This is a genomic window from Nostoc sp. DedQUE08 (assembly GCF_034530895.1).
In the GTDB taxonomy this organism is placed as follows: Bacteria; Cyanobacteriota; Cyanobacteriia; order Cyanobacteriales; family Nostocaceae; genus Nostoc.
Genome location: NZ_JAVRCD010000002.1, coordinates 117,810 through 141,530, shown reverse-complemented (window position 1 = coordinate 141,530; position 23,721 = coordinate 117,810). Strand labels below are relative to the sequence as shown.

At 39.7% G+C, this 23,721-nt stretch carries 16 protein-coding genes and 2 pseudogenes; 9 read left to right on the top strand and 9 right to left on the bottom strand.

Annotation, left to right across the window (positions count from 1 at the left end):
* Positions 1–20: 20 nt before the first annotated feature.
* The 3 genes from RMY64_RS01885 (at position 21) to RMY64_RS01875 (ending at position 5,857) form a co-directional block, all read left to right on the top strand.
* Positions 21–2,369, top strand: a complete 2,349-nt coding sequence (locus RMY64_RS01885) for a CHASE2 domain-containing protein (RefSeq protein WP_322671364.1) — start codon at positions 21–23, stop codon at positions 2,367–2,369.
* A gap of 13 nt (positions 2,370–2,382) precedes the next feature.
* The gene (locus RMY64_RS01880; RefSeq protein WP_322671365.1) at positions 2,383–3,192 is read left to right on the top strand and encodes a DUF928 domain-containing protein; all 810 of its coding nucleotides are present in this window, start codon (positions 2,383–2,385) and stop codon (positions 3,190–3,192) included.
* Positions 3,193–3,355: 163 nt separating this feature from the next.
* Entirely contained in the window at positions 3,356–5,857 is a 2,502-nt protein-coding gene (locus tag RMY64_RS01875; RefSeq protein ID WP_322671366.1) for a filamentous hemagglutinin N-terminal domain-containing protein, read from the top strand.
* A gap of 80 nt (positions 5,858–5,937) precedes the next feature.
* Here RMY64_RS01875 and RMY64_RS01870 read toward each other — a convergent pair whose 3' ends face one another.
* Complete coding sequence (locus RMY64_RS01870) at positions 5,938–6,066, bottom strand: hypothetical protein (protein WP_322671367.1); 129 nt, start codon at positions 6,064–6,066, stop codon at positions 5,938–5,940.
* Here RMY64_RS01870 and RMY64_RS01865 point away from each other — a divergent pair.
* Both RMY64_RS01865 and RMY64_RS01860 read left to right on the top strand, forming a co-directional pair.
* Positions 6,056–6,220: pseudogene (locus RMY64_RS01865) on the top strand (ShlB/FhaC/HecB family hemolysin secretion/activation protein); the annotation flags it as partial. The gene RMY64_RS01870 and the pseudogene RMY64_RS01865 overlap by 11 nt on opposite strands.
* A gap of 181 nt (positions 6,221–6,401) precedes the next feature.
* Entirely contained in the window at positions 6,402–9,062 is a 2,661-nt protein-coding gene (locus RMY64_RS01860) for a CHAT domain-containing protein (protein ID WP_322671368.1), read from the top strand.
* A 211-nt stretch (positions 9,063–9,273) separates the two neighbouring features.
* Here RMY64_RS01860 and RMY64_RS01855 read toward each other — a convergent pair whose 3' ends face one another.
* From RMY64_RS01855 to RMY64_RS01845, 3 genes and pseudogenes are all read right to left on the bottom strand, one after another.
* Positions 9,274–12,006: a zinc-dependent metalloprotease gene (locus RMY64_RS01855; RefSeq protein ID WP_322699142.1), complete on the bottom strand. Its 2,733-nt coding sequence runs from the start codon at positions 12,004–12,006 to the stop codon at positions 9,274–9,276.
* 402 nt (positions 12,007–12,408) lie between these two features.
* A pseudogene (locus RMY64_RS01850) lies at positions 12,409–12,816 on the bottom strand (Coq4 family protein); the annotation flags it as partial.
* A gap of 12 nt (positions 12,817–12,828) precedes the next feature.
* Positions 12,829–13,008 carry a hypothetical protein gene (locus tag RMY64_RS01845; RefSeq protein WP_322671370.1) on the bottom strand — a complete coding sequence of 60 codons (180 nt, stop codon included), beginning with the start codon at positions 13,006–13,008 and terminating at the stop codon, positions 12,829–12,831.
* A gap of 458 nt (positions 13,009–13,466) precedes the next feature.
* On the opposite strand from RMY64_RS01845, the gene RMY64_RS01840 reads away from it, so the two are divergent.
* Positions 13,467–13,862 carry a hypothetical protein gene (locus RMY64_RS01840; protein ID WP_322699141.1) on the top strand — a complete coding sequence of 132 codons (396 nt, stop codon included), beginning with the start codon at positions 13,467–13,469 and terminating at the stop codon, positions 13,860–13,862.
* A 581-nt stretch (positions 13,863–14,443) separates the two neighbouring features.
* Positions 14,444–15,892 (top strand): AAA-like domain-containing protein, encoded by a 1,449-nt coding sequence (locus RMY64_RS01835; RefSeq protein ID WP_322699140.1) that lies wholly within the window; start codon positions 14,444–14,446, stop codon positions 15,890–15,892.
* Positions 15,893–16,001: 109 nt separating this feature from the next.
* Here RMY64_RS01835 and RMY64_RS01830 read toward each other — a convergent pair whose 3' ends face one another.
* Positions 16,002–16,379 carry a hypothetical protein gene (locus tag RMY64_RS01830; RefSeq protein WP_322699139.1) on the bottom strand — a complete coding sequence of 126 codons (378 nt, stop codon included), beginning with the start codon at positions 16,377–16,379 and terminating at the stop codon, positions 16,002–16,004.
* Positions 16,380–17,007: 628 nt separating this feature from the next.
* Between RMY64_RS01830 and RMY64_RS01825 the strand changes: the two genes are divergently transcribed.
* Positions 17,008–17,499, top strand: a complete 492-nt coding sequence (locus RMY64_RS01825) for an orange carotenoid protein N-terminal domain-containing protein (RefSeq protein ID WP_322671374.1) — start codon at positions 17,008–17,010, stop codon at positions 17,497–17,499.
* Positions 17,500–17,859: 360 nt separating this feature from the next.
* On the opposite strand, the gene RMY64_RS01820 is transcribed toward RMY64_RS01825, so the two are convergent.
* On the bottom strand, positions 17,860–19,503 hold the full coding sequence (locus RMY64_RS01820; protein WP_322671403.1) for an acetolactate synthase large subunit: 1,644 nt from the start codon (positions 19,501–19,503) through the stop codon (positions 17,860–17,862).
* 149 nt (positions 19,504–19,652) lie between these two features.
* Complete coding sequence (locus RMY64_RS01815) at positions 19,653–21,020, bottom strand: NAD-dependent succinate-semialdehyde dehydrogenase (protein WP_322699226.1); 1,368 nt, start codon at positions 21,018–21,020, stop codon at positions 19,653–19,655.
* Positions 21,021–21,244: 224 nt separating this feature from the next.
* Here RMY64_RS01815 and RMY64_RS01810 point away from each other — a divergent pair, with 224 nt between their 5' ends.
* Positions 21,245–21,868 carry a Uma2 family endonuclease gene (locus tag RMY64_RS01810; RefSeq protein WP_322671375.1) on the top strand — a complete coding sequence of 208 codons (624 nt, stop codon included), beginning with the start codon at positions 21,245–21,247 and terminating at the stop codon, positions 21,866–21,868.
* Positions 21,869–21,912: 44 nt separating this feature from the next.
* On the opposite strand, the gene RMY64_RS01805 is transcribed toward RMY64_RS01810, so the two are convergent.
* Together RMY64_RS01805 and RMY64_RS01800 are read right to left on the bottom strand one after the other, a co-directional pair.
* On the bottom strand, positions 21,913–22,383 hold the full coding sequence (locus RMY64_RS01805; protein WP_322671376.1) for a hypothetical protein: 471 nt from the start codon (positions 22,381–22,383) through the stop codon (positions 21,913–21,915).
* A gap of 276 nt (positions 22,384–22,659) precedes the next feature.
* Positions 22,660–23,628: a lipase family protein gene (locus RMY64_RS01800; RefSeq protein ID WP_322671377.1), complete on the bottom strand. Its 969-nt coding sequence runs from the start codon at positions 23,626–23,628 to the stop codon at positions 22,660–22,662.
* Positions 23,629–23,721: the final 93 nt, after the last annotated feature.

Sequence of the window (23,721 nt, the reverse complement as noted above, 5' to 3'; positions counted from 1 at the left end):
CACTTTTTTGTAGGAGTGTAATGAGTAAGTTAGTTGTCTTGAATTTAGGTAAGGGCGACCTCCATAAAGGTTTTCCTGATGTCACGGTTCAACTTGGGTTAATAAATGACCCACGTGCGATGGAATTTCGCGGAAGTTTACCACCAGCACCAGAAATTTCTCAACTTTATCGAAATTGGCAAATATTATATTCAGCTCTCTATCGTTACTATGGATGGTGGACACGTCTGGAAGTTGAAGATAATGACATAACAAATTTTTCGGAATTGGAATTTAACGATTTATGTCAGCAATTATCATCTAGAATCAATATTTGGCTCAATTGTGAGCAGTTTCGCAAAATCGACCAAAAATTACGTACGCAATTAAATCCAAATGAAGAAATTTGCTTTGTAATTGCAACTTCTGATAAATTACTACGACGACTTCCTTGGCATCTATGGAACTTTTTTGAAGATTATCCAAATGCTGAAGTCGCGCTTAGTCCCTTAGAACCACAAAGACTAAATAAAATATATACTCAAGAAAAAAAAGTTAAAATTTTAGCGATTTTTGGCAATAATCAAGGAATTGATATTAGTAAAGATAAGTATTTATTAGAGAAATTATCAAACCAAGCTCAAATAAATTTCTTAATTGAGCCACAACTCAAGGAGTTAAGTAACGAACTTTGGGGGAAAGGTTGGAATATTCTATTTTTTGCTGGACATAGTTCTAGTCAAGAAAGAGGAGTTCTGCAAATTAATCAAACAACAACAATTACTCTAGATAAATTAAAATATGGACTTAAGAAAGCAATTGAAAGCGGATTGCACTTAGCAATTTTCAATTCTTGCGATGGCTTAGGTTTAGCAGAAGCATTAGAGGATTTACACATTCCCCAAGTCATCGTTATGCGCGAACCAATCCCAGACTTAATAGCACAGGAATTTTTAAAACATTTTTTAGGTGAATTTTCTAGCGGACAATCACTATACTCTGCACTGCGCGAGGCGCGAAAAAGGCTCGAAGGAATAGAAGATAAATATCCTTGTGCAACTTGGTTGCCAGTAATTTGCCAAAATCCCTTGTCAGCACCAATGATTTGGCAGTCGCACCGAAAGATGCTCACCACTAAGAGTGTTTTAGTAATATTGCTAACAAGCTTGTTGATAACAAGTTTAGTCATGGGAGTGCGGTATGGGGGTTATCTGCAAACGTCAGAATTACAGGCTTTTGACCATTTTATGCAGTTGCGATCGCATTTTGTCACCGAAAAACCTGACGAGCGGATTTTAATTATCACAGTTGATGAAGCAGATATTCAATACCAACTCAATAAAGGAATGCAAATGCGATGGTCATTATCTGACCAAGCCCTTGCTTTATTATTAGATAAATTAAATAAATACCAACCACGAACTATCGGTTTAGATATTTATCGTGATGGTAGTGTAGATCCAAAATACTCAAAATTAGCTACTCGTTTTCAAAAGGATAATCGTTTATTTTTTGTATGCAAAGTTCCTACTACTGGTGATGATGGGGATAGTGATGGTATTCCGCCACCTTCTGGAGTTTCAATAGAACGCTTAAGTTTTAGTGATTTTGTTGCAGATGAAGATGATCTTGCTCGTCGCCAGCTTTTAAATTTGACTCCTCCCCCAACATCTCCCTGTTCTACAGAAGACGCTTTTAATCTCAAACTAGCACTTCATTATTTAAAGAAAGAAGGTAAAACATCAAGTGTTACAAAATCAGGTTATTTACAAATTGGTGATATTGTGTTTCAGCAATTAAACGAACACACTAGCGGTTATCAAAAAGTAGATGCATCCGGTTATCAAATCTTGTTGAATTATCGTTCTCTTGACTCTGTGGAAAAAATTGCCGAGCAAGTTAGTTTGAGAGATGTGTTAAATGAAAAAATCTCATTAGAAACAGTTCAATCACTCAAAGACCGCATTATTCTGATTGGTCTTTCTGCCCTCACCAATACAAATGATTATTGGAAAACACCTTTCAGTTCCAATGCCAAACCGAAGCAAAAGCAAACACCGGGGGTATTTGTACAGGCGCAGATGCTAAGTCAAATCCTCAGCGCAGTTTTAGATAACAGACCTTTATTGTGGTGGTGGTCTGGATGGGTAGAGGCACTTTGGATATGGGGATGGTCATTGGTAGGAGGTATTACAGCGTGGTATTATTCAAAACCTCTGCACCTGGGATTGGCGGTGATAGTCACACTTTTAACAGTATTTGGATTATGTTTTGGTATTTTTGCACTAGCTGGATGGGTGCCATTTATCCCCTCAGTATTAGCGTTACTAGCTACCCAAGTAATGGTAATCTCATGGTTTAGACGTTTGCATATTCATAAGAGAAAATAATTAAATTTTGATTATGATTAAAAAAAAATTACTTGACCAACCAATTCAACGCGCTTGCGTAATTTATTTGGTATTTATTGGTTTGATGAGTTCCTCGCAATCAGTGCAAGCACAACAGACAAATTCGATTCCAAACACTGTTAAAAATTCGCCTTCCCAATCCTCTCAGCAACCGAAATTGCCTAGAAACGGCGCACCCACAGGTCGGCGCAGAGCTGGGGCTGGGCGCACTGATTGTCCTAGCAATCTTACACGTCTGACAGCTTTAGTACCTGGTGATGCAGAAAAATCAGTCTTAGCATCAACAGTTGCAGAAAATCCAACTTTTTGGTTTTATATTCCCCAATTACCACAAACCACACGTTCTGGAGAATTTGTGTTACAAGTGCTAGATGGTAAAGATGTACAAAATGTCTATCGAACACCTCTTACTCTGTCTGGAAAACCAGGAGTTATCAGCATTACTTTGCCAGCACAACCGCAATATTCTTTAAAAGTAGATAAGAAATATCATTGGTACTTTCATATTTATTGCGGCGATGTACAAAAAACATCTGACAATTTTTATGTCGATGGGTTTGTGCAAAGGCAAGTTCTGACAGAGGCTCTTGATAGTCAGTTAAAGTCAGCAAAATCAAAAGAGTACATTGTTTATAATGCCAATAATATTTGGTACGATGCCCTAACTAATTTAGGTCAACAACGCCGCACCAATCCGCAGAATGCAACTCTTAATAAAGATTGGCTGGACTTATTAAATGCAGTTGGCTTGCAAGACATTGCTAAAGAGCCAATTGTAAAGGATTACAACTTGGAAAAATAAGACTAGTCACACGATGCAGTTACTGATTTACGTAATTGCGAATTGCGTTAGCGCAGCGTAAAGCCTTCGGCATGGCTTCGCTTAGAGCGAGTCTTCTCCCAAGGGGAGACGCCAAGGGCGAACGAGCGTCATTGCGAATTGCGAATTGTTGAATGGGGGTGCTATGTCAGGGATTCAAGATTGGCGGTGTTGGTGTAGTAGTTTGACGGTGGGAAGTGTTTTAATTACTTGCTTACAAAATAGAGTTTTTGCCCAAAAAATTACTCCAGATAACACCTTACCTAATAACTCTAGCGTTGCAAAAGAGGGTAATACCTTTAATATCACTGGAGGAACCCAAGCAGGAAGTAATTTGTTTCACAGCTTTAGCGAGTTTTCTGTACCTACTGGTGGCACTGCTTCTTTTAATAATGCTTTGGATATTCAAAATATCATTACTAGAGTCACAGGTGGGTCTATCTCGAATATCGATGGCTTAATTCGCGCTAACGGTAAAGCTAACCTATTTTTGCTTAATCCCAATGGCATTATCTTTGAAGTGAATGCACGATTAGATATTGGTGGTTCATTTTTAGCAACCACAGCCAGCAGTTTCAAATGGAGCGATGGTAGTACCTTCAGCGCCACCAATCCTCAACTTGCCTCTGAATTACTAGCAATCAATCCTTCAGCACTGTTTTTCAATCAACTGCAAGCAGCCAAAATTAAGAACAGGTCAACCACCGATGCCGGAAATAATCTTAAAGGGCTGAGAGTCCGAGATGCGCGAAGTTTGTTGTTAGTGGGTGGAGATATTATACTTGATGGTGGCTCCTTGAATGCTTTAGGTGGACTAGTAGAATTGGCAGGAGTCTCTGGTAATGGGACTGTGGGATTAAATGTTGATAGTCAAGACCTGAGTTTGAGTGTCCCTAATGGTGTACAAAGAGCCGATATTTCTTTGAGTCATGGCGTAGTGGATGTGAGTGCTGGTGGGGGAGGCTCAATTATAGTCAATGCTCGGAATTTAGATTTAAAACAACAAAGTCAACTTATTGCTGGGATTAAGTCAGGTTTGGGTACAGCAACGGCTACAGCAGGAGATATTAAAATTAATGCTACCGATACTGTTGCCTTGGATAACAGTCCCGTTAGGAGCAGAGTAGAAGAAAACGGGCAGGGCAAAGCCGGAGGTGTATCGATTACTACAGGCTCATTAGCAGTAACCAATGGTGCCCAAGTCAGTGCCAGTACGCTTGGAAAAGGGGATGCAGGCAGTGTCACCATTTTTGCTAGAAATACTGTCAAGTTTGATGGTGAAGATAAGTATGGATTTGACAGTGGGGCATACAGCCAAGTCAGACCTGGAGGAGAGGGCAAAGCCGGAGGTGTATCGATTACCACTGGCTCATTAGCAGTAACCAATGGTGCCCAACTGGGTGCCAGTACGTTTGCAAAAGGGGATGCAGGCAGTGTCAGCATTTTTGCTAGAAATACTGTCAAGTTTGATGGTGAAGATAAGAATGGAGTTAACAGTGGGGCATACAGCCAAGTCAACTTTGGAGCAGAGGGCAAAGCCGGAGGTGTATCGATTACCACTGGCTCACTAGAAGTAACCAATGGTGCCCAAATTGATGCCAGTACCTTTGGAAAAGGAGATGCAGGCAGTGTCAGCATTTTTGCTAACACTTTTGAAGCTAGCAATGGTGGTCAAGTATCTACCATAACTTCTGGTGAATTCCACGCTGGTAATATTACATTCCATGTCAAAGACAACATTACCCTCTCTGGTTTAAAAACTGGTCTATTTGCCAGTACCAGTGAAGGTTCTATTGGTAATGGCGGTAATATTATCATCGACCCCAGAATCATGACAATTCGAGATGGTGCTACAATTGCCGTTAACAGTCAGGGAGAAGGTATTGGTGGTAATATCCAACTGACCGCAGGCTTCCTCACACTAGATCGAGGCACAATCTCCGCCGCAACTCGTAGTAATACTGGTGGTAATATCACTCTCAACCTGCAAGAGTTATTATTACGCGATCGCAGTCAAATCACCACCAATGCTGGCGTTGATCAGTTTGGTGGTAATGGTGGCAATATCAAAATCACTGCCCCCAATGGTTTCATCCTCGCTGTGCCTAGTGAAAATAGTGACATCACTGCCAATGCTTTTACAGGCAGTGGTGGCAGAGTGGATATTCAAGCCACTGGCATTTATGGTATCGAGTTCCGTGAAAGTCCAACTGTGTTGAGTGACATCACTGCTAGTTCAGAATTTGGTACACAAGGCACTGTAGAACTCAACACCCCAGATGTTGACCCCAACAGTGGCTTAGTACAATTGCCAACAACACTAGTTGACACTCAGGTGGCTCAAGGCTGCTACAGTCCAGATTATGCTCAAAACCGATTTGTGATTGCTGGACGCGGCGGTTTACCACCCAATCCCCAAGACATTCTCACTCCTGATGTGCCTCAAATCGATTGGGTGTCTGTTAAACCTACTAACAACAATCGTTCCATACCACCTGTTAGCAGTACAACTATTTCCACTCCTAAACGCATTGTTGAAGCCACAGGTGCGACGCTAAACGCCAAAGGACAAATAGTCTTGAGTGCTAATTCATCTGCCGCCCCCTACACTTTCAGACACAACCCTATTCAGTGTCATGGTCGCTAAAGTTACTCATATTTTGATAGTGTCCTGCTTGCTGATGTTGTTCAACAGCCTGATAACTACACTCAGCAGGGCACAGACACTCAATCGCGTACAACCATCCCAAAACAATTCTGCTTCGCTTCGGCAACTTCCGCCACCGCAGGATGTCCAACCACCCTCACCCAAAACACCAACACCACCAACACTACCGCAACTTCCGCTACTAACACTCTAGCTTCTGTTGGTTTGGGTTTACGTTGGTTACAGGGTAATAACTTTACTGCTGGTGTTGAGTGGGGTATCCCTTTAGTTTCTGTTGATACTCAAAGCAATACATGGCAAGAAAACGGTTTATATTTTTTTGTACACTATAATCCATTTTAATTTTACACAAAATTGCAGAGCTACAGAGAGTTATATCAGGTTTGTATTCTCACTAATTAGAAGGATTAAATATAGCAGGAGGCAGAAGGTAAAACTATTATTCCTAGCTTTCACGCTTTCAAAATGTCCTAAACTATGTGACTACGGCTATACTATTTAAGAAAGTAAGTTTTAAAATTATATGAAATTTTCCCAGCATTTTTTTATAGCATTATTGACTGTATTACTTTGTGCCTTTTTGCCATATTTGTTTGATTCATTTAATTATTTAACAGCAGCATTTGCAAAATCTAAAGTTGGATTTAATTCTGTTTTAGCAACTACACCTGCTGTTAACCCAACCCAGACTTCTAGCTTAGTACAGCAAAGTCAAGTACTTTATGAAGCAGGACAGTTTATAGAAGGGGTACAACTTCTCAAAAAAGCAGTAGCTGAATTTAAAGCTACTAATGATGTATTGAATGAAGCTATAGCTTTAAGCAATCTTTGTTTAGCCTATCAGCAATTAGGACAATGGCAAGAAGCAACTGAAGCTATTACACAAAGTATTAAACTATTACAAACTCTCAAAGATGCAAATTCTTCACAAATCTTAGCCCAAGCTTTAGATGTTCGAGGTGGACTGGAATTAGCACAGGGACAAACTGAAGCAGCCTTGGGTACTTGGCAATCAGCAGCTGAAATTTATCAACGCTTAGATCATATATCTGCACTGATTCACAATCGTGTTAATCAAACCCAAGCAATGCAAGCTTTGGGAAATTATCTCCAAGCAGATAAAACCTTAACCTCAGCCCAAGAAATTCTTAAAAACCAACCAGACTCTTCTGTTAAAGCTACAGGATTGTATAACTTAGGGAATGTCCGGCGAAGTTTGGGTTATTTAGACGATTCGCACAAAATTCTCGAAGAAAGTTATTTTGTGGCTAGACGAGTCAAAGATGCGATCGCTCAAAGTAATGCTTTACTAAGTTTAGGTAATACAGCCCGCGCTCAAATCTATGCTCAACTTAGTTTGGGTAACTCAAACAACGCCAAAGATTACACTCAAACAGCAATTCAATACTATCAACAGGCAGCACAGATTGCATCAATTAAACCTACTGTACGTCTTTTGGCTCAACTAAATTTATTAAGACTACTGGTAGAGCAAAAGGAATTTAGCCAAGCAAAGGCATTATTACCTCAAATTCAGTCTCAGATAGACAGTTTACCTCCAAGTCGGACGGCTGTTAATTACCGAATTAACTTTGCCCAAAGTCTGAGCAAAATGACACAAAACTCAGTTCAGCCAAAAGATGTTGCTAAAATGCTAGCGCAAGCTGTCCAAATAGCTAAGAGTTTAAAAGATGAACGAACCGAGTCTTATGCCCTTGGTACTCTTGGTGGTTTGTACGAACAAAGTGGACAGCTAGCCGATGCTAATAGCCTTACACAACAAGCCTTGGTGAAAGCCGAGTCTGTTGATGCTCAAGACATTACTTATCAATGGCATTGGCAGATGGGACGGATACTGCAAAAGCAATCCGATATCCCAGCAGCAACAGCTGCTTATAATCAAGCTTATAATGCCCTCAAATCTCTTCGTAATGATTTAGTTGCGATTAATCCTGACGTACAATTTTCTTTCCGTGAAAGCGTAGAACCCGTATATCGACAGTACGTTGATTTACTGCTGCAACTTCCGGAAAATACTCTTCAAAAGCCAGATAATCTCGTTCAAGCCCGTCAGGTAATTGAATCTCTCCAGTTAGCAGAATTAGATAACTTCTTTCGTTCGCCCTGTTTGCTACCAAGAATTGACCTTGATAAATTAGTTGAAAAGCAAAAATCTACAGTAGTTATCTATCCAATTATTTTAGATAATCGACTGGAAATTATTACTAGGTTGCCAGGGCAAGATGCAATCTCCCGTCAAACAACTAAAGTCTCTAAAGATGTATTAGAAAACGTTGTAGAACAACTACAGAAATATTTACCCATTGCTAGTCGTGAGCCTAATGTTAAGCAGCATTCGCAACAGTTATATGATTGGTTAATTAAACCTATAGAATCAGATTTAGAAAATGCAGAGATCGCATCCATAGTGTTTGTGCTTGATGGTTCTTTGCGGAATATTCCAATGGCGATTCTTTATGATAAAAAACAGCAGAAATATCTGATAGAAAAGTATGCTGTTTCTTTAATGCCCGGACTACAACTCCTCGATCCTAAGCCTTTACATAACGTGCGGCGGCTAAACGCTTTAATTGCTGGGGTTGAGCAAGAACGCTTGATTGAAGGTAAATCATTTCCCAAACTCTCAAATGTCACACAGGAATTAAAACTAGTCCAATCTGAAGTCAAATCAACTAAAGAACTCTTAAATCAAGAGTTTACTATAGCTAATCTGCAAAAGCAAATTCAATCTACTTCCTTTTCAGTGGTGCATCTAGCTACTCATGGGCAATTTAGTTCAGATATTCAAGAAACCTATATTCTTATGTGGGATAAGTTACTCAGGGGTAGAGAGCTAGATAATTTACTTCGAGCTAGGGGTGAAAATCGACGAGGAACAATTGAATTACTCGTCCTTAGTGCCTGTAAAACTGCCACAGGAGACAAACGAGCTGCTTTGGGATTAGCTGGAGTAGCAGTACGGGCGGGCGCACGCAGTACCCTAGCAACTTTGTGGACAGTAGATGATGAATCTACTAGCGACTTTATGGGTGAATTATATCGACAATTGGATGCTGGAGTAACTAAAGCCCAAGCTCTGCAACGCGCCCAACTTGCGATTTTAGCTAAAGAAAATCGTCCATATTTTTGGGCCCCTTATGTTCTTCTGGGCAATTGGTTATAATTTTTGAAAAAATCTGCCAATCAATGTTTTCATAAAGAACGCGGTATCTTGAGGAAGTGGGGCATTGGGCATGGGACATGGAAACAAGAGAATAAGCAGGGGAGCAGAGGGCAAGAGAGACAAGGGGGACAAGGAGGAATTATTGAAACTCTCTTCTTTGTCTCCTTTGTCTCTTCTCCATGTCCAATGCCCAATGCCCAATTTATTATGTCTACCTAGAAAGTAATTGTGCGTTTAATGCTTTAGTAATGCGATCGCCAGAAGCTTCTAAGTGAGCTAAGGTGTAAACATCAAGGCTTTCGCCAAGTTGTTTGAGTTTGACATCAATGGCTTTTTGGAGTTGACGCAATTTATACCAAGCCAATGTCCGACCATCTTCAGGTGTATTAGTAGTACCCAACATCATCTGTAACAAAATATTCAGATGCTCCCGTTGCAATGAACGCCGGATGCTCGAAATTGGCTTTGGTTCTCCGGGGGCAAAAATTTCTGTCCAGATGCCTGTTTGCAGGGTGTCGAACAGTTCTGGTATGGAAAGCGCTTCTCCAGGCAGAGTTTTTAATTCTATATCTTGTAACCGATTTAGGCGATCGCTGTCTAATAGCGATCGCAATATCATACTTTGAAAACTCAAAATGCGATCGTGAATTGGATAATCAAGGCGGTTATTAGGTGCAGAACTACCCCAGTCTCCCCAACGCGATGGTGCTAGTTGATTGAGCAATTGTGGTGAAAAGCTGAAAGCATCATCTGCAAATACATATTCTTGCAATTTTGTCAATGCTTGGCGTTGTTTTAAAAGTGAAACTGGTACAAATGCCCAAGCAGCATCATTACTGGTATGGAGACGCCGAAACGATTGTCCGCCAATGTATTTAGAAAGCAAAGTGGCGTTCCGAAAATAATATTTAAGTACTCTATTAAACTGAAGGCGTAGGTTACTATAGCTTTTGGCTTTCGATAGATAACCCTTATCAAGACGCTCCCACATAAAACGAGCATTATCCATTTGCCACTGCGAATACAGTAGCACATCACTACTCATATCCCAGACATTTGCTAAAGGATTAATGTCCCAGATATCTTCATCGCTTGCATAAGATAATTCTGGTTGAGGCGACGCTAGGGCAATCTGGTCTAAAAAACTTTTTTCTGATTCTGGAATAGTTACCTCCAGCGCTGTTGATGGAAATTTTTTATAACCATACTCAATTGCCCATTCGTCATAAGGCCCAATAATTCTTGGAAAATAGTCACCTTGCTGTACTCCCTGTGGTGCTATGTTCACAGGTACATAGTCCATCACCGAACCCACTAAACCTTTGGTGCGAGTGATTTCAGTATTATTTAATTCTTCTGGCGCTAACATGGTGCTGCCGTAAAAGTTGTGGCGCAAACCCAGAGTGTGCCCGACTTCGTGAGCGATGAGAGAACGCAAATATTGATGCACATACTCCTTCATCGTTTCACTACTAGATGTAGTGTTTGGTAACATTGACAACGCCAGCGCCCCCATAGCTGCTTGATTTGAAGATTCCATACCATAGCAGGACTCTGAGGAGAAAAAGCGAGCAGAGGAAGATGACGCAAATCTATCCAGGAATTTCCCCGCGTCTTCACGTCCTTTCGTTTTTTCTTGACATGAATTTGCTTCCATCAGTGCGTGATATTCTTGCTGAACTAAACGCACCATATTGGCATCCACAATGATATCTGCATCCAATATTTCCCCGGTGAATGGATTGACGCGCATCGGCCCTTTGGCAAAACCTGCATCTAAAGAATTGAACCAGCGAATGGTGTTGTAATGTACATCTGCTGGTTTCCAATCAGCATCATCTGGCATTTGCTGCACTTCAATGGCATTTTGAAATCCAGCTTTTTCAAATGCTTTGTTCCACATCAAAACACCTTCACGAATCGCATCGCGGTATTCTAGTGGTACGGCATTTTCAATCCAATACACAATTGGTTTTTTGGGTGGAGATAAGGGGGCATCAGGATTGGATGGTTCTAGATGCCAGCGATTAATATAACGTACAAATGATTCGCGAGCATTATTTTTAGAGAAATCTTGGAAAGCAGTAGTAAAATATCCAACTCTGTCATCGGCAAGTCTGGGAATATAACCATTGTTTTCTCTCAGTTGAGAAAAACTGTAGTGTACCTTTAGAGTGAGTGCCCTGCTATCGGGTACAGCGATCAAATTTGAGCCTTCTAGTGATGAAAAACCGTAAATCGAATCAATCTCTACGTTTTCTGGGAAGCTGTTAACATCACCAAAATATGACTTGCGTACATCTAAGCGGTAATCAGCTTGTAAAGAATATTTTAATATAGGAGTTAATCCAGGTAAATCCTGCATTAGCAGTCCATTCAGGTCGAGCAGAATATTTTTACTTTTTGGATCGATAGTAGCTATTTCGAGTGAATAAAGGACTGAATCGCTAAATGAGCGAGCAAGCGATCGCTGTTCTGGTATACTATCTGTACGGAATTTTAAATTACGTACAACAAAATGCAATCTATTATTTACTCGTTGGAAGTAAAAGATAAAATCAGAGAGAGGTAATCCACTATAAATCCCACTTTCCCCAACCCCTGATTCCAATGTCACTATAGCTAGATAATCTTTATTTAGCTGCTCTGGCTTAAGTTCTAAGAAAACTTTTCCCGAATCCTCGCTGCAATAAAGTGTGAAAAGTCCCTCTAGTTTATCTACCCGATTAACAATCCCATTAAATCGGCAAAAATCCTCCTTTTTAATCTCAGCAATATTCTTGTCAGCACTTGCTACGTTTTCAACTACTGGCAGTGTATTTAATTGCTGTACATCAATATTAGAAGTATTTGAAAGTTGGTTTGCTCTTGCATAATCATTTGATAGAAACAAGTTAGACAGTAATACTATACAAAATACTAATTTCGTTATCCAGTATTTCATCCTTTGGCTTTCCACCTGAAGCAGTTATCGTGTTAAGGAAAAATGTGGATTAGTTTGTCATCTGCAAGTCCTTCAAATATCTAAGGACTACTATATAAATCCACTTAGTCAGATAAACAATGTCTCTAACCTAAAAGTCTGTAAATATTAATTGTTATTAGTAGCTCTTTAGGAATTACCCATTAAGTATTTATGTCTTAAAGCAGATAATTTTTACCGCTAAAGATATATGTTTTTTTTACTTATATCTGTATTAAAAACCAAATGTAGCATTAAAAATGTATTTAGCGCTACATTTGACAGCCTAAGCAATATCAAGCATTTTTTATAAAAAAAGAGCAGGGCTTTTAAAAAAGCTGTTATTAAGCAAGTAAATCCTTTTTTCGGATGAATTGTGGAAATTTATGGTAATCTCAACTTTTTTCTCAGATGGTCAATTGGTTCTTCCCAATGGTCTTCAAAGCGGTAGCCCAACAGAAAATCAGCTTTCTTGCCTAGTTCTCGCCCTTTCTCCAGGTTGGCGAAAATCGCTTTGATTTGTTGGCGAGCTAAAATTGGATAGAGCAATCTAGCCAAGCACAGACCGATTTCAAGTGATTTACTGTAGTTTTGTGTAGCAGCAAAAGCAAGTACACCAATTTCTCCTGCATAAGTGGTGTCAAAATCAAGTAAGACATGAAAAATATCATGGGTAACTAAATATCGCAGAGCAAATAGATTACGTTTGGCAACGTCTTCTAGTTTAGGACTGATGTTTAATGATTTTAGTTGATTTGCTTGCATATAGTTGGCATATTCTCGTCCAAAGGAGCCTTGAGGATATTAACTTAATTGGTTCAAATCAATTACGGGATAATATCCTACTATTGGTTGTAGTTTGGAAGCAACTTTTGGAGAAACTTTAGTACCAAAAAACTTGGATTTAAGAATGGCAATATCAACCAAGTTTTCTGAGTTTTTATAAGCCAGAAGTGCTTTGAGTTGTTGTATTTGTTTGAGCATAATACTTTTCCGTAATGGGCTAACAACAGTTGAGAAAGAGCCGGGGGTAGACTTTGATACAAAATTATCTAACATTGAATAACTGTTAAGGACAGAGTTAGGTGAGTATGCTAAATAACAGACTAGAAATCTTGACAGATAAAAATAAGAAACCCTTGTTGTGACTAGTTTTTATAAATACAGGTGTAGCTTTAGTTGACGAACGTAGACACAAAGAGGCTTCCCGCAGAGTAACCTAACACCAAGAATCCTTGCTTTTGTTGGGGGTTTCACTCTGTTCAACCCAATCTACAAATATTGTATTTTTTCAGATCCACAAAAGAGCGTAAATAAGTTCTCTCTTCCCCAGGGTTGAATAAGCCTTTCTTTTTTATAACTAAGATATGCCTTTTGCTAGAAGGATGATTGCCTTTTTATAGTTAGTCTTTACTAGTACTCCAAAAAATAAGTTAATTGGCATGATAAATTTGGTTTCTAGGACGATTAGTCACATCAATTCCTTGCTTAAAGGACTTCAGATAAAAGGTTTTTTAGCTGTTGTCCTAGTTGGTTTTATAATGCTGACAACGAATGTTAGTGATGGGCAAAATGACAAGGGCTTAAAAGAGAGAGTTCGTGAACAGGTAGAGCAGAATGATGCTCAAAGACCGAAAACAGTAGGGCAGTGGTTTAAAGACGCTCGTGAAACAGAAGCTTCTCCTGGCGAACGACTTCAGAAGATTGGGCAACAGTCAGGAGAAGCCTTTAAAGAATTTGGATCTGGGTATGTAGAGGGCGCTCAAGAAACTGCTAGTGATGTAGGGGATAGTGCGGCAAAGGCGGGCAGAAATATCACAAACAAAGTTGCACGCTAAATGCGTCAGAATATCCTATTGGCAGCAAGTAGTAATAACTTTTCGCCAATAAATTAGTTACGCATAGAGACGTTGGTAATAAATCAACAAAGTCTTCAAATACTTCTTGGGTAACGCGCTTACTCTTCTTGATGAAAGATTATAGCGTTTCTCAGTTGCCTAAAATATAGGTCTTTAGTAGGGGCGCATAGTTAGCTATGCGCCCCTACTGCGTGTTGCATTCAAAATACCTCACTTCCATTCCTCTCCTACTTCTATGATGTAATTTTTATAACACTTAATAAAGCAGTATAAATAAAGTGAACTATTAAGGCTTGTGATTTTTTATTTGCAAATGGTAAAGGATGCTTGATACAGAAATGTCTGCACCTTTCCATAGAAATAGCAAAAATGGCAATTGATGTAGTGACGTTTATTTATACCTACCCATCTAACTATCTTCAAATATAAATGTATATTTTTTTACTAGCTGAAAAACAGTTTAAGAACGGGTAAGTAACTGTTCAATAACTACTTAAAAACATGAAACAATGAGGAGATAGCTAAGACGGTCAGAAAAAAGTAGATAGATAATTAATGATATGAAGCAATCTAAGAATACACGAAAGCGGGGACTTATCTTAACGATCGCTGGGCTGAAGCGTTTACAAAGGGCAATTCTGGCTATAGAAAAGGTAGAAAACAATGGACATCGCTTCACTCTAGAAGATTTAGGCGATCGCATGAAGGTATCTACCAAAACTCTAAACCGATTATGGTCATTGAATACAGGCGTGGATCAAAAAACCTTGAAATTGTGCTTTAGCGCCTTTAACCTAGAATTATGCAGCGGAGACTATGCAATCCTGAATGAGCCAGATCGTAATGAAGCTTCTCCAACTCTCTCAATGAGTTTAGATACAGGAGAAAGAAAATTATTTCCGTCTTTATCCTTAGATTCTTTTGCGACTCAACACCACAACCAGCTCGAAAATCTTTGGTCATACCCAGATGGGCCAGTACCTGTAGATTCCCCCTTCTATGTCGATCGTCCCCCCATCGAGGAACTTGTTTATCGAGAAGTAATTCAACCAGGCTGTGTGATTCGGATTCGAGCACCAAGAGAAATGGGAAAAAGTTCTCTTGTGCTGCGGCTGTTAGCTTTTGCCAAGATGCAAAGTTATCGCTCGGTGAATGTGAATTGCAACCAAATCGATTCAAGTTGTCTGACAGACTTAAATAAACTTTTGCGTTCTCTTTGTTGGCAAATTGCAACAGAATTAGGCATTGATCCAAAGCTAAATGAAAACTGGGATGAGGAAATAGGTTGTAAGTTGAGTTGCAGTTTATATTTGCAATCTTATTTGCTCAAGCAGTGCAAAAATCCAGTAGTTTTAGTTTTAAATGAGGTTGACCGCTTTTTTGAATATCCAGAAATTGCTCCAGAGTTCTTTGGTTTGTTGCGCTCTTGGTATGAAGAAGCACGACAAGATGGCAATTTGCAGAAACTCAGACTAGTGGTAGTTTACTCCACAGAAGTATATGTCTCGCTGGATATCAACCGTTCTCCATTTAATATTGGACTACCGATCCGTCTGCCAGAATTTACTGCCCACCAAGTAAAATACTTAGCCCTACGACATGGTTTAGATTGGACTTCTGATAACGAAGTTAAGCAACTGATGTCTCTTGTAGGGGGACATCCAGCACTGATTCGGATTGCTCTATATTATCTATGCTGTCAAGGAATGACCTTAGAAGAGCTGATAGAAGATGCGATCGCTAACGGCGGTATCTATCGCTATCATCTATGGCGACACTGGGCAATCTTACAAGAAAATCCTAGTTTAGTAAAGGCGTATGTTGACGTTGTAGCGGCAAAGCAAAGTATTTCTCTCAATCCCATTGACGCTCATAAGCTCGAAAGCTTGGGTTTGATCGCTTATGAAAGCGATCGCATCTTACCGCGTTGTGAACTCTATCGTGCTTACTTTAGAAAACAACTAGGTGTTGCTGAATTTGAATATGAATCATTGCAAAAACGTGCTTGAGAACAAACTGTCACAGACTCTTTTTCTGAGGTTCACCGTAATGGCTCCTTTTAATCCCCTACTTGGCAACCCTCTAGGGATTAGAAACAAGGTTTGCAACGAAAAATAATTAATTCTTTGACCAATAAAGCTGATAATTCTCGATATAAAATTTTCCATTATTGGAAGACATTTTGAAAAAGAAGTAATAATCTTCTGGCTCCCAAATACCAAATTCTTGCTCTTGTTCTTGAAAACTAGCTGTAGAACCACTATTAGGGATAGTCATGCTAGCAGTTAGTGTTCCATTTTGTGTTCTCATTAGAAAAATTTCTAGCAGACAGAAACCCTGTAGTTCAGCAGAATAACGAATTTTGAAACGGATTTTTCCACCATCGCGTAGAGTCTTTTGAATAGAAAAACTTTCAGTTTTAACGGGATTGCCAGATAGATAAATGCCTTGACCTTGCGTTATTATATAACTTTGTCTTTCGTTGAATGAATTCACAAATTTTTCTTCTCCCAAAGAATAGAATTGATTGATATAATTGTATTATTAGCAAGCAAATAACTGTTTTTAAAGATGGGTTCTTTCTGTGCTTCTGAATATTACGTTTGTATTTTCCAGCTATCTTCAAAAAAATGCAATGACAGTTAAGACAGTTAAGAAGACAGTTAAGAAAATAATGAAAAACTGAATTATGCAGAGCGATGCCTGCGGCGGGCTACGCCAACGCAACCCGTGAAAATAGAGATTAACAATTCTTCATTTATGAAGAAGAGGGGAATGGGCAGAGGGGAAAGGGGAAGGGGTAAAGGAATGGAATTTTTCCTTTCCCTTTAACCTTTTCCCCTTTTCAGTAATTACTAATAATGTTCGCAAACTCGCTATCACTGGTTTGCACAATTACAATAAAAATAACATCTATCCAGGGAAATAGCTTTTAACAATTATTCAATTTGGCAGCAGACTTTTAATTGCTAACTATTTCATTTGGCACTTGTCAAGCATTATTGTGGCTTTGAACGATCTTCTTTATGATTTTAAGACATATGTCTTCAGTAGGGTAAAACTCTAAATATACATTTGGTAACATTGCTTAAGAATAAATAAGTAATTGCAATTGAAATTAATCATGACATACACACAAACCAACGATCCAACTATTCGCGAACACGTTCAAGCTTGGCAAAACTTAAATGTAGATCAACAACTTGCTTTGTTTTGGTTTATCTATAAAGAAATGGGGGGTTCAATTACTCCAGCTGCTCCTGGAGCCAGTACTGTTTCTCCAGAAATAGCCGAAGGTTTATTTAATCAAGTTAAGGAATTATCTCACGAACAACAATTACAAGTTCAGCGTGATTTGATTAATAAAGCGGATAGCCAAATTTCTCGTGAGTATGGCTCTTTGGGTGATACCACAAAACTCCTATTTTGGTATCGATTATCTCAAGGAATGGATGATGGGACTATCATTCCTGTACCTGGTGATTATCAACTTCCTTCCGAAGCTAAAGCTTTGTTTGGCAAAATTCAAGGATTAGAGTTTGAGCAGCAGATTACTCTTTTCCGCGATTATGTTTCGCCAATGGGTACTGAAGCAAAATCAGGTGCTGAAATTTAGAATTTTTGAGGATGGTTAAGGCTATCTATTAACCCAAGTTGCGGGTTATCAAGTACAAACTTAGTATTGATTGCGATCGCAATCAAATTCGCTTGCGGGTGGGATTGCTTCTTCGTTCCTCCTGTCTACGAGACGCTGCGCGATCGCAATAACAATTTAAATCGTTGCAAGACTTCCCAATCCTTTATAGGTACGGTAGGCTCAAAGGGATCTTCATAGTGAATAACTGTTGCCCGTAAAGAATAAAGTGGTGCGTTACACCAAGTGCGAACGCACCCTACCAAAACACTAAAAAAGTTAGGAATAAATAACTCCTAACTCTTGTACAGACGCGATTAATTGCATCTCTGCTTTTTACATTTACAACGCACAAGTCAACTCGCCGGCTTTTTGACTGAAGCGGTGATTCTCCCGATAATCTACGGGACAATCTATCACGGCGGGTACATCTTGAGCGAGGGCTTCTTTCAAAGTGGGAATCAAATCTAAAGCTGATTCAACTCGGTAGCCTTTTAAACCCATGCTTTCGGCTAATTTGACAAAATCAGGATTGCTAAAATGCACAAAGGATGAGTTTCCTTTGCCAAATTGATTTTCTTGCTTCCACTCAATTAACCCATAGCCACCATCATTGAAAATTATCGTCACAAAAGGCGTACCGACACGCAAGGCTGTTTCTAATTCCTGAGAATTCATCATAAAGCCGCCATCGCCTGTGACAGCAATAACTTTGCGCTTAGGATGAACAAGTTTTGCTGCTAAAGCGCCAGGAATTGCAATACCCATAGCTGCGAAGCCATTGGAAATTATGCAAGTATTGGGACTATGGCAATGATAATGACGAGCCATCCACATCTTATGTGCGCCAACATCAGAGATGACGATATCATCTGGGCCCATCACTTGGCGTAAATCATAAATTAACTTTTGCGGCTTGATCGGAAATCCGTCATCATGGGCATACTGTTCGTAATCAGCCCGAATCTCCGATCTTAAGCTAATAGCAAAGGGATCGGGTTTGCCTTGTCTGTCTGCTAATTTTAAGATTTCATAGAGGGAATCGGAAATATCTCCCACAACTTCGGCGTTGGGAATATAACTACTATCAATTTCTGCCGGATTTACCCCAATATGCACAATGGGAATTTCACCATTACGATTCCATTTCTTCGGGGAAAACTCAATCAAATCATAGCCGATCGCAATTACTAAATCTGTGTTATCAAAGGCACAGGTAATGAAGTCTCTTTGCTGTAATCCCACTGACCACAAAGCTAGTTGATGTGTGTAGGGAATCACGCCTTTACCCATGAAAGTATTGGCAACAGGTATATTCAACAAAGTAGCAAATTGCGTTACGGCATCACTGGCATGAGCGCGAATTGCTCCATTTCCGACTAAGATTAATGGGTTCACAGCTTGGCAAATTGCGGCAGCTGCTGCCCGAATGCTAGCAAAAGATGCATAAGTTTTTTCGCTATTATCCTTACGCAAAGGTTTGCCTTCGACGGGCATAGCAGCAATATTTTCTGGCAAATCGATGTGAACTGCACCAGGTTTTTCAGATTGCGATCGCTTAAATGCTTTCCGCACTACTTCTGGTGTAATACTTGGTCGCACAATCTGCTTATTCCACTTGGTAACAGGTGCAAACATTGCCACCAAATCTAAATATTGATGAGATTCGATGTGCATTCTATCTGTTCCCACTTGACCGGTAATCGCCACTAAGGGCGCACCATCGAGATTAGCATCTGCTACCCCAGTCATTAAGTTGGTTGCTCCAGGGCCAAGAGTAGAAAGACATACTCCGGCTTTTCCGGTTAAGCGTCCATAGACATCGGCCATGAATGCTGCACCCTGTTCGTGACGAGTCGTAATAAATTTAATTGAAGAATGTTTTAGCGCTTCCAAAACGTGAAGATTTTCTTCACCAGGAAGTCCAAAAATGTATTCCACTCCTTCATTTTCTAGGCACTGCACCAATAATTCTGCTGTATTCATTTTATTTTCCGACAACTCTATTAACGAATAAGACTTTTGTTCTTTGTCATTTGTCATTTGTCCTTTGTCCTTTGTCATTTGTCTTTTGTTCTTTGACTAATCGCTAATGACCAATGACTAATGACCAATGACCAATGACCAATGACTAATCATTTAACCCACACGGTTTTAACATTGACAAACTCATGTATACCTTGGATACTCAATTCTCTGCCATATCCAGAACGCTTGATGCCGCCAAAGGGCAACCGAGGATCGGATTTGACCATACTGTTGATAAACACGCTACCTGCTTCGATTTCTTCAACCAAGCGATCGCTCTCTTGGTCGTTGGTTGTCCAAGCACTTGCACCTAAGCCAAAGGGTGAGTCATTAGCGAGTTTAATGGCTGCATCAATATCTGGAACCCGGAATAACAAGGCTACCGGGCCAAAGAATTCTTCTTTGGCAATTGGTGTGTCGGTGGGGATATCTATGATAATCGTTGGCGGATAAAAGTTTCCAGGACGATCTGATAAAGGATGTCCACCGGTGAGGACTTTACCACCGCTGCTAATAGCACCTTGCACTTGTTGGTCTAAATCCTGGAGAATACCAGGAGTTGCCAGTGGCCCTAAATCGGTATCTGGTTGCATGGGATCGCCAACTTTCAGCGCCTCAAATTTTTCTAAAAGCAATTTTTCAAATTTGTCTGCGATCGCATCTGCGACAATAAAACGTTTCGCTGCAATACATGATTGCCCGTTATTTAACATTCGTGCTGTAGTAGCTGTGACAACTGCTGTCTCTAAGTCAGCACTTTCTAACACAATAAACGGGTCACTTCCTCCTAATTCCAAAACTGTTTTTTTAATTTGTTTGCCGGCGGCGACGGCGAGGGATGCACCTGCTGGTTCGCTTCCGGTCAAGGTAGCAGCTTTTACGCGGTCATCAGCCATTAAATCGGCAACTTTGGCAGCGCCTATTAATAGAGTTTGAAACGCACCTTCAGGAAAACCTGCGCGTCGGATAATATCTTCAATTGCTAAGGCGCACTGCGGCACGTTGGAAGCGTGTTTGAGTAAGCCGACATTCCCCGCCATCAGAGCTGGTGCGGCAAAGCGGAACACTTGCCAAAAGGGGAAATTCCACGGCATCACTGCGAGAATTGCACCTATTGGTTGATAACGTACAAAACTGTGGCTGGCATCAGTTTTTACACTGACATCAGCCAAGAAATCAGGGGCGTGTTCGGCATAGTAGCGACAGACAAGGGCGCATTTTTCGACTTCTGCGATCGCAGCTTTAAATGGTTTACCCATTTCTAGAGTCATCAATTTAGCAAATTCTGCTTTGTCCTGCTCTAAAATATCAGCAGCTTTTGAAAGCCACTGCGATCGTTGAGAGAAACTAGTCTGACGATACTGTTCAAAAGTCCGATCGGCTAAATCGAGTTTAGCGGCAATTTCTGCATCATTGAGCGCCTCAAAGGTTTTAAGCGTCTCCCCAGTGGCGGGATTAATGGTGGCGATCGCCATTACCTGACCTCCCGTTAAAAATAGCTTCGGTAGGCTTCCTAGTGTTACACAGATCAATTCTGGAAGCTACACCCAAATTCTAGTCTTATAACCCAGAATTAGTTGCTGAATATTACAATTTTGCAATTATTTCTGAAATAAAATATACCAATCAATAAGTATTAATATTGATGAATTCAATAGAAGTAAAGTTGCTATAATTTGCACAATTGAGGAATCAAGCCATGACTCAAGTCTTACGCAAAGTAGTTACATTCGATGAATTCGTTGCTAAATATCCAGATAACACAGGACAACGTTACGAATTATATGATGGAGTAGTAGTAGAGATGCCACCACCAACAGGCGACCATGAAGAGGTGATTGGATTTTTAGCTACAAAAATTACTTTAGAATATAGTCGCTTAAATCTTCGTTATTTCATCCCTAAAACAGTATTCATTAAACCAGTTGAGAACGAATCTGCTTATTCCCCAGATATCCTGATACTAAATCAGCCTAATTTAGTTAATGAACCTCGGTGGAAAAAAGAATCAACTGTTACTCAAGCAGCATCAATTCCTTTAGTAATTGAGGTGGTAAGTACAAACTGGCGTGATGATTATCTGAAAAAATATGCTGATTATGAAGAAATGGGAATTCCTGAATACTGGATTGTCGATTATGCTGCATTAGGCGGTAGAGAATTTATTGGCAAACCCAAACAACCTACTATTTTGGTTTGCTCTTTAGAAGAAGGTGAGTATCGCGTTAGTAAGTTTCGAGGAGATGACCGTATCCAGTCGCCAACTTTTCCAGAGTTGAATTTGACCGCAGAGCAAATTTTTCACGCTGGCACAGTCAGCTAAATTGAGCATCAGGCTATTAAATTTGATCTCAAAATTAAGTAGGATCAGCCAAATAATAGCTTTGGTACTATTGCTGTAGTAATTATTAATATAATCCAGAAAGCGGCTGCACTCCCAAAAATCCAACTTCTCCCATTTGTTGGAAGATTCTTCTCGAATCCAAATTCAAATTTAGGGTCATTTGGATTTGAGTTTTTGGGAATATTAAGCATTTCTTCAATGTTTTTTATATATCTGCTTCGGTGCCGTAACTCAAGCCAAAGAGTAATCACTCTAATTGTGAACAAGAAAGAAGTAACAAATGGCAACCAACTTGCAATTATAGTTACCCTTTGTGGAGGTTTTTGTGTTAATAACCATGTCCAAACTAAACCTGCAATGATTACTGCATAACGAGCCAAATTATTAGTTTCTTCAAAGTAGGATTGGTTCTGTCTGCGAATCTCAGAATACTCTAAAAGAATGAATTCTTTCTGAAAGTCAGACATTGATATCTTGTCTAAATCATCACACATTTACTTTTTACTACCTATATAAGACACGAAAATCAACTGATACTAGGGTTAAGTATCTCCCATATTTTATAAATTGATTCGCTTTGAAAACTAAAAACTTAAGTCTTGATCACCTCCAATTTAACATTTTGCATAGTCACACCAATTCTTTATGAAGACGCATAGAAAGAACCCCACCGCCTGCGGCACTTCACCTTGTTAAAGGGAGATTGGGAGGGATCAAAATAATGTGCAACTTCACAGAGAATTGGTATCAGCCAAAATTTTACTAACAAATTATTTTCTAAGATTAAGTGGATCTTGACCAATTCCATTCATATAAACCCCATGCAAATTGTGATGCATTTCTAGAGCAGCTGCGTGAAATGTAAAATAGACAGGTGTACCAGTATGTACGTAATCTGGCATTCTTCTTTTTCTTCTGTTATACATTTCTTTGAAAAACCCAAAAATTGGATTTGGATTTTCATCCACACCGTTTACTCCACCTTGACCAAGTTCTGCCTCTGGTGCTTTCATTGGTGATTCCGCTCTAAAAACATTTCCTGTTGGGAATGGAAGCGTCGTCACAAAATCTTCAGTATTTGCAATTCTCCAGTGCTGTATGCCTGTCTCTTGAAAGGCAGTAGCAAAAGTCCTGTCCCCACATCGTGGACTGGCAAAGGTATACAGTTCAATCTTTTGATGGTTGTTAAACTTAGTATTGTTGAGAATATCCGGAATTGCCAAAGTTGCTAACGCAGCACCGAGGCTATGTCCCGTTACAAAAATTCGATAATCTGCCGAGCATTGATCGAGTGCTCTAATCATCTGTTGCCGGAGATTAATGTAGATCCCTCGAAAACCTGCGGTTACATCGCCAAAATCATTAGTAGTCGGAATTTCGCTTGAAGACTCCTGAGTAACACCATCAGCAATATCCCAAGTTGCTTTCACCATTGGCCCATTCTTTTCTGTGCTATTTCTGTAAGAAACAAGTTGAATATTTACGTCTTTGAACCACTCTATAAATCTTTTTGTGCCTCGAAATACAACCACTACATTATTGCTATCAGTTTCAGAGACAACAAAACCAAAGGGAACTTCTTCTGTACCAAGTTGACCAACTAATTCGTAAGACCCTTCAAGTTTCCAAATTCCTGTTCCTCTTAGGTCAAATTGGTCATAGGCTTGTTGAATGAATCCTGCAAGTTTTCGAGCTTGAGAAGCATCAAATTTCTCATAGAGAGAAGCAAATGAAGTCATAAGTTTAACCTTACAGATGTCTAAGATACTTGTTACTTAGGTTGTTCACTACCTGTAATTCCAATCGGGGATTTTGAAATTGGTACTGTTACA

Excerpts from the sequence above, each read along its gene's own strand:
- RMY64_RS01880 (WP_322671365.1), top strand. The coding sequence starts at position 2,383 with ATGATTAAAAAAAAATTACTTGACCAACCAATTCAACGCGCTTGCGTA.
- RMY64_RS01805 (WP_322671376.1), bottom strand. The coding sequence starts at position 22,383 with ATGTGTGATGATTTAGACAAGATATCAATGTCTGACTTTCAGAAAGAA.
- RMY64_RS01820 (WP_322671403.1), bottom strand. The coding sequence starts at position 19,503 with ATGAATACAGCAGAATTATTGGTGCAGTGCCTAGAAAATGAAGGAGTG.
- RMY64_RS01845 (WP_322671370.1), bottom strand. The coding sequence starts at position 13,008 with ATGCTCAAACAAATACAACAACTCAAAGCACTTCTGGCTTATAAAAAC.
- RMY64_RS01835 (WP_322699140.1), top strand. The coding sequence starts at position 14,444 with ATGAAGCAATCTAAGAATACACGAAAGCGGGGACTTATCTTAACGATC.
- RMY64_RS01810 (WP_322671375.1), top strand. The coding sequence starts at position 21,245 with ATGACTCAAGTCTTACGCAAAGTAGTTACATTCGATGAATTCGTTGCT.
- RMY64_RS01840 (WP_322699141.1), top strand. The coding sequence starts at position 13,467 with ATGATAAATTTGGTTTCTAGGACGATTAGTCACATCAATTCCTTGCTT.
- RMY64_RS01800 (WP_322671377.1), bottom strand. The coding sequence starts at position 23,628 with ATGACTTCATTTGCTTCTCTCTATGAGAAATTTGATGCTTCTCAAGCT.
- RMY64_RS01825 (WP_322671374.1), top strand. The coding sequence starts at position 17,008 with ATGACATACACACAAACCAACGATCCAACTATTCGCGAACACGTTCAA.
- RMY64_RS01885 (WP_322671364.1), top strand. The coding sequence starts at position 21 with ATGAGTAAGTTAGTTGTCTTGAATTTAGGTAAGGGCGACCTCCATAAA.
- RMY64_RS01855 (WP_322699142.1), bottom strand. The coding sequence starts at position 12,006 with ATGAAATACTGGATAACGAAATTAGTATTTTGTATAGTATTACTGTCT.
- RMY64_RS01875 (WP_322671366.1), top strand. The coding sequence starts at position 3,356 with ATGTCAGGGATTCAAGATTGGCGGTGTTGGTGTAGTAGTTTGACGGTG.
- RMY64_RS01815 (WP_322699226.1), bottom strand. The coding sequence starts at position 21,020 with ATGGCGATCGCCACCATTAATCCCGCCACTGGGGAGACGCTTAAAACC.
- RMY64_RS01860 (WP_322671368.1), top strand. The coding sequence starts at position 6,402 with ATGAAATTTTCCCAGCATTTTTTTATAGCATTATTGACTGTATTACTT.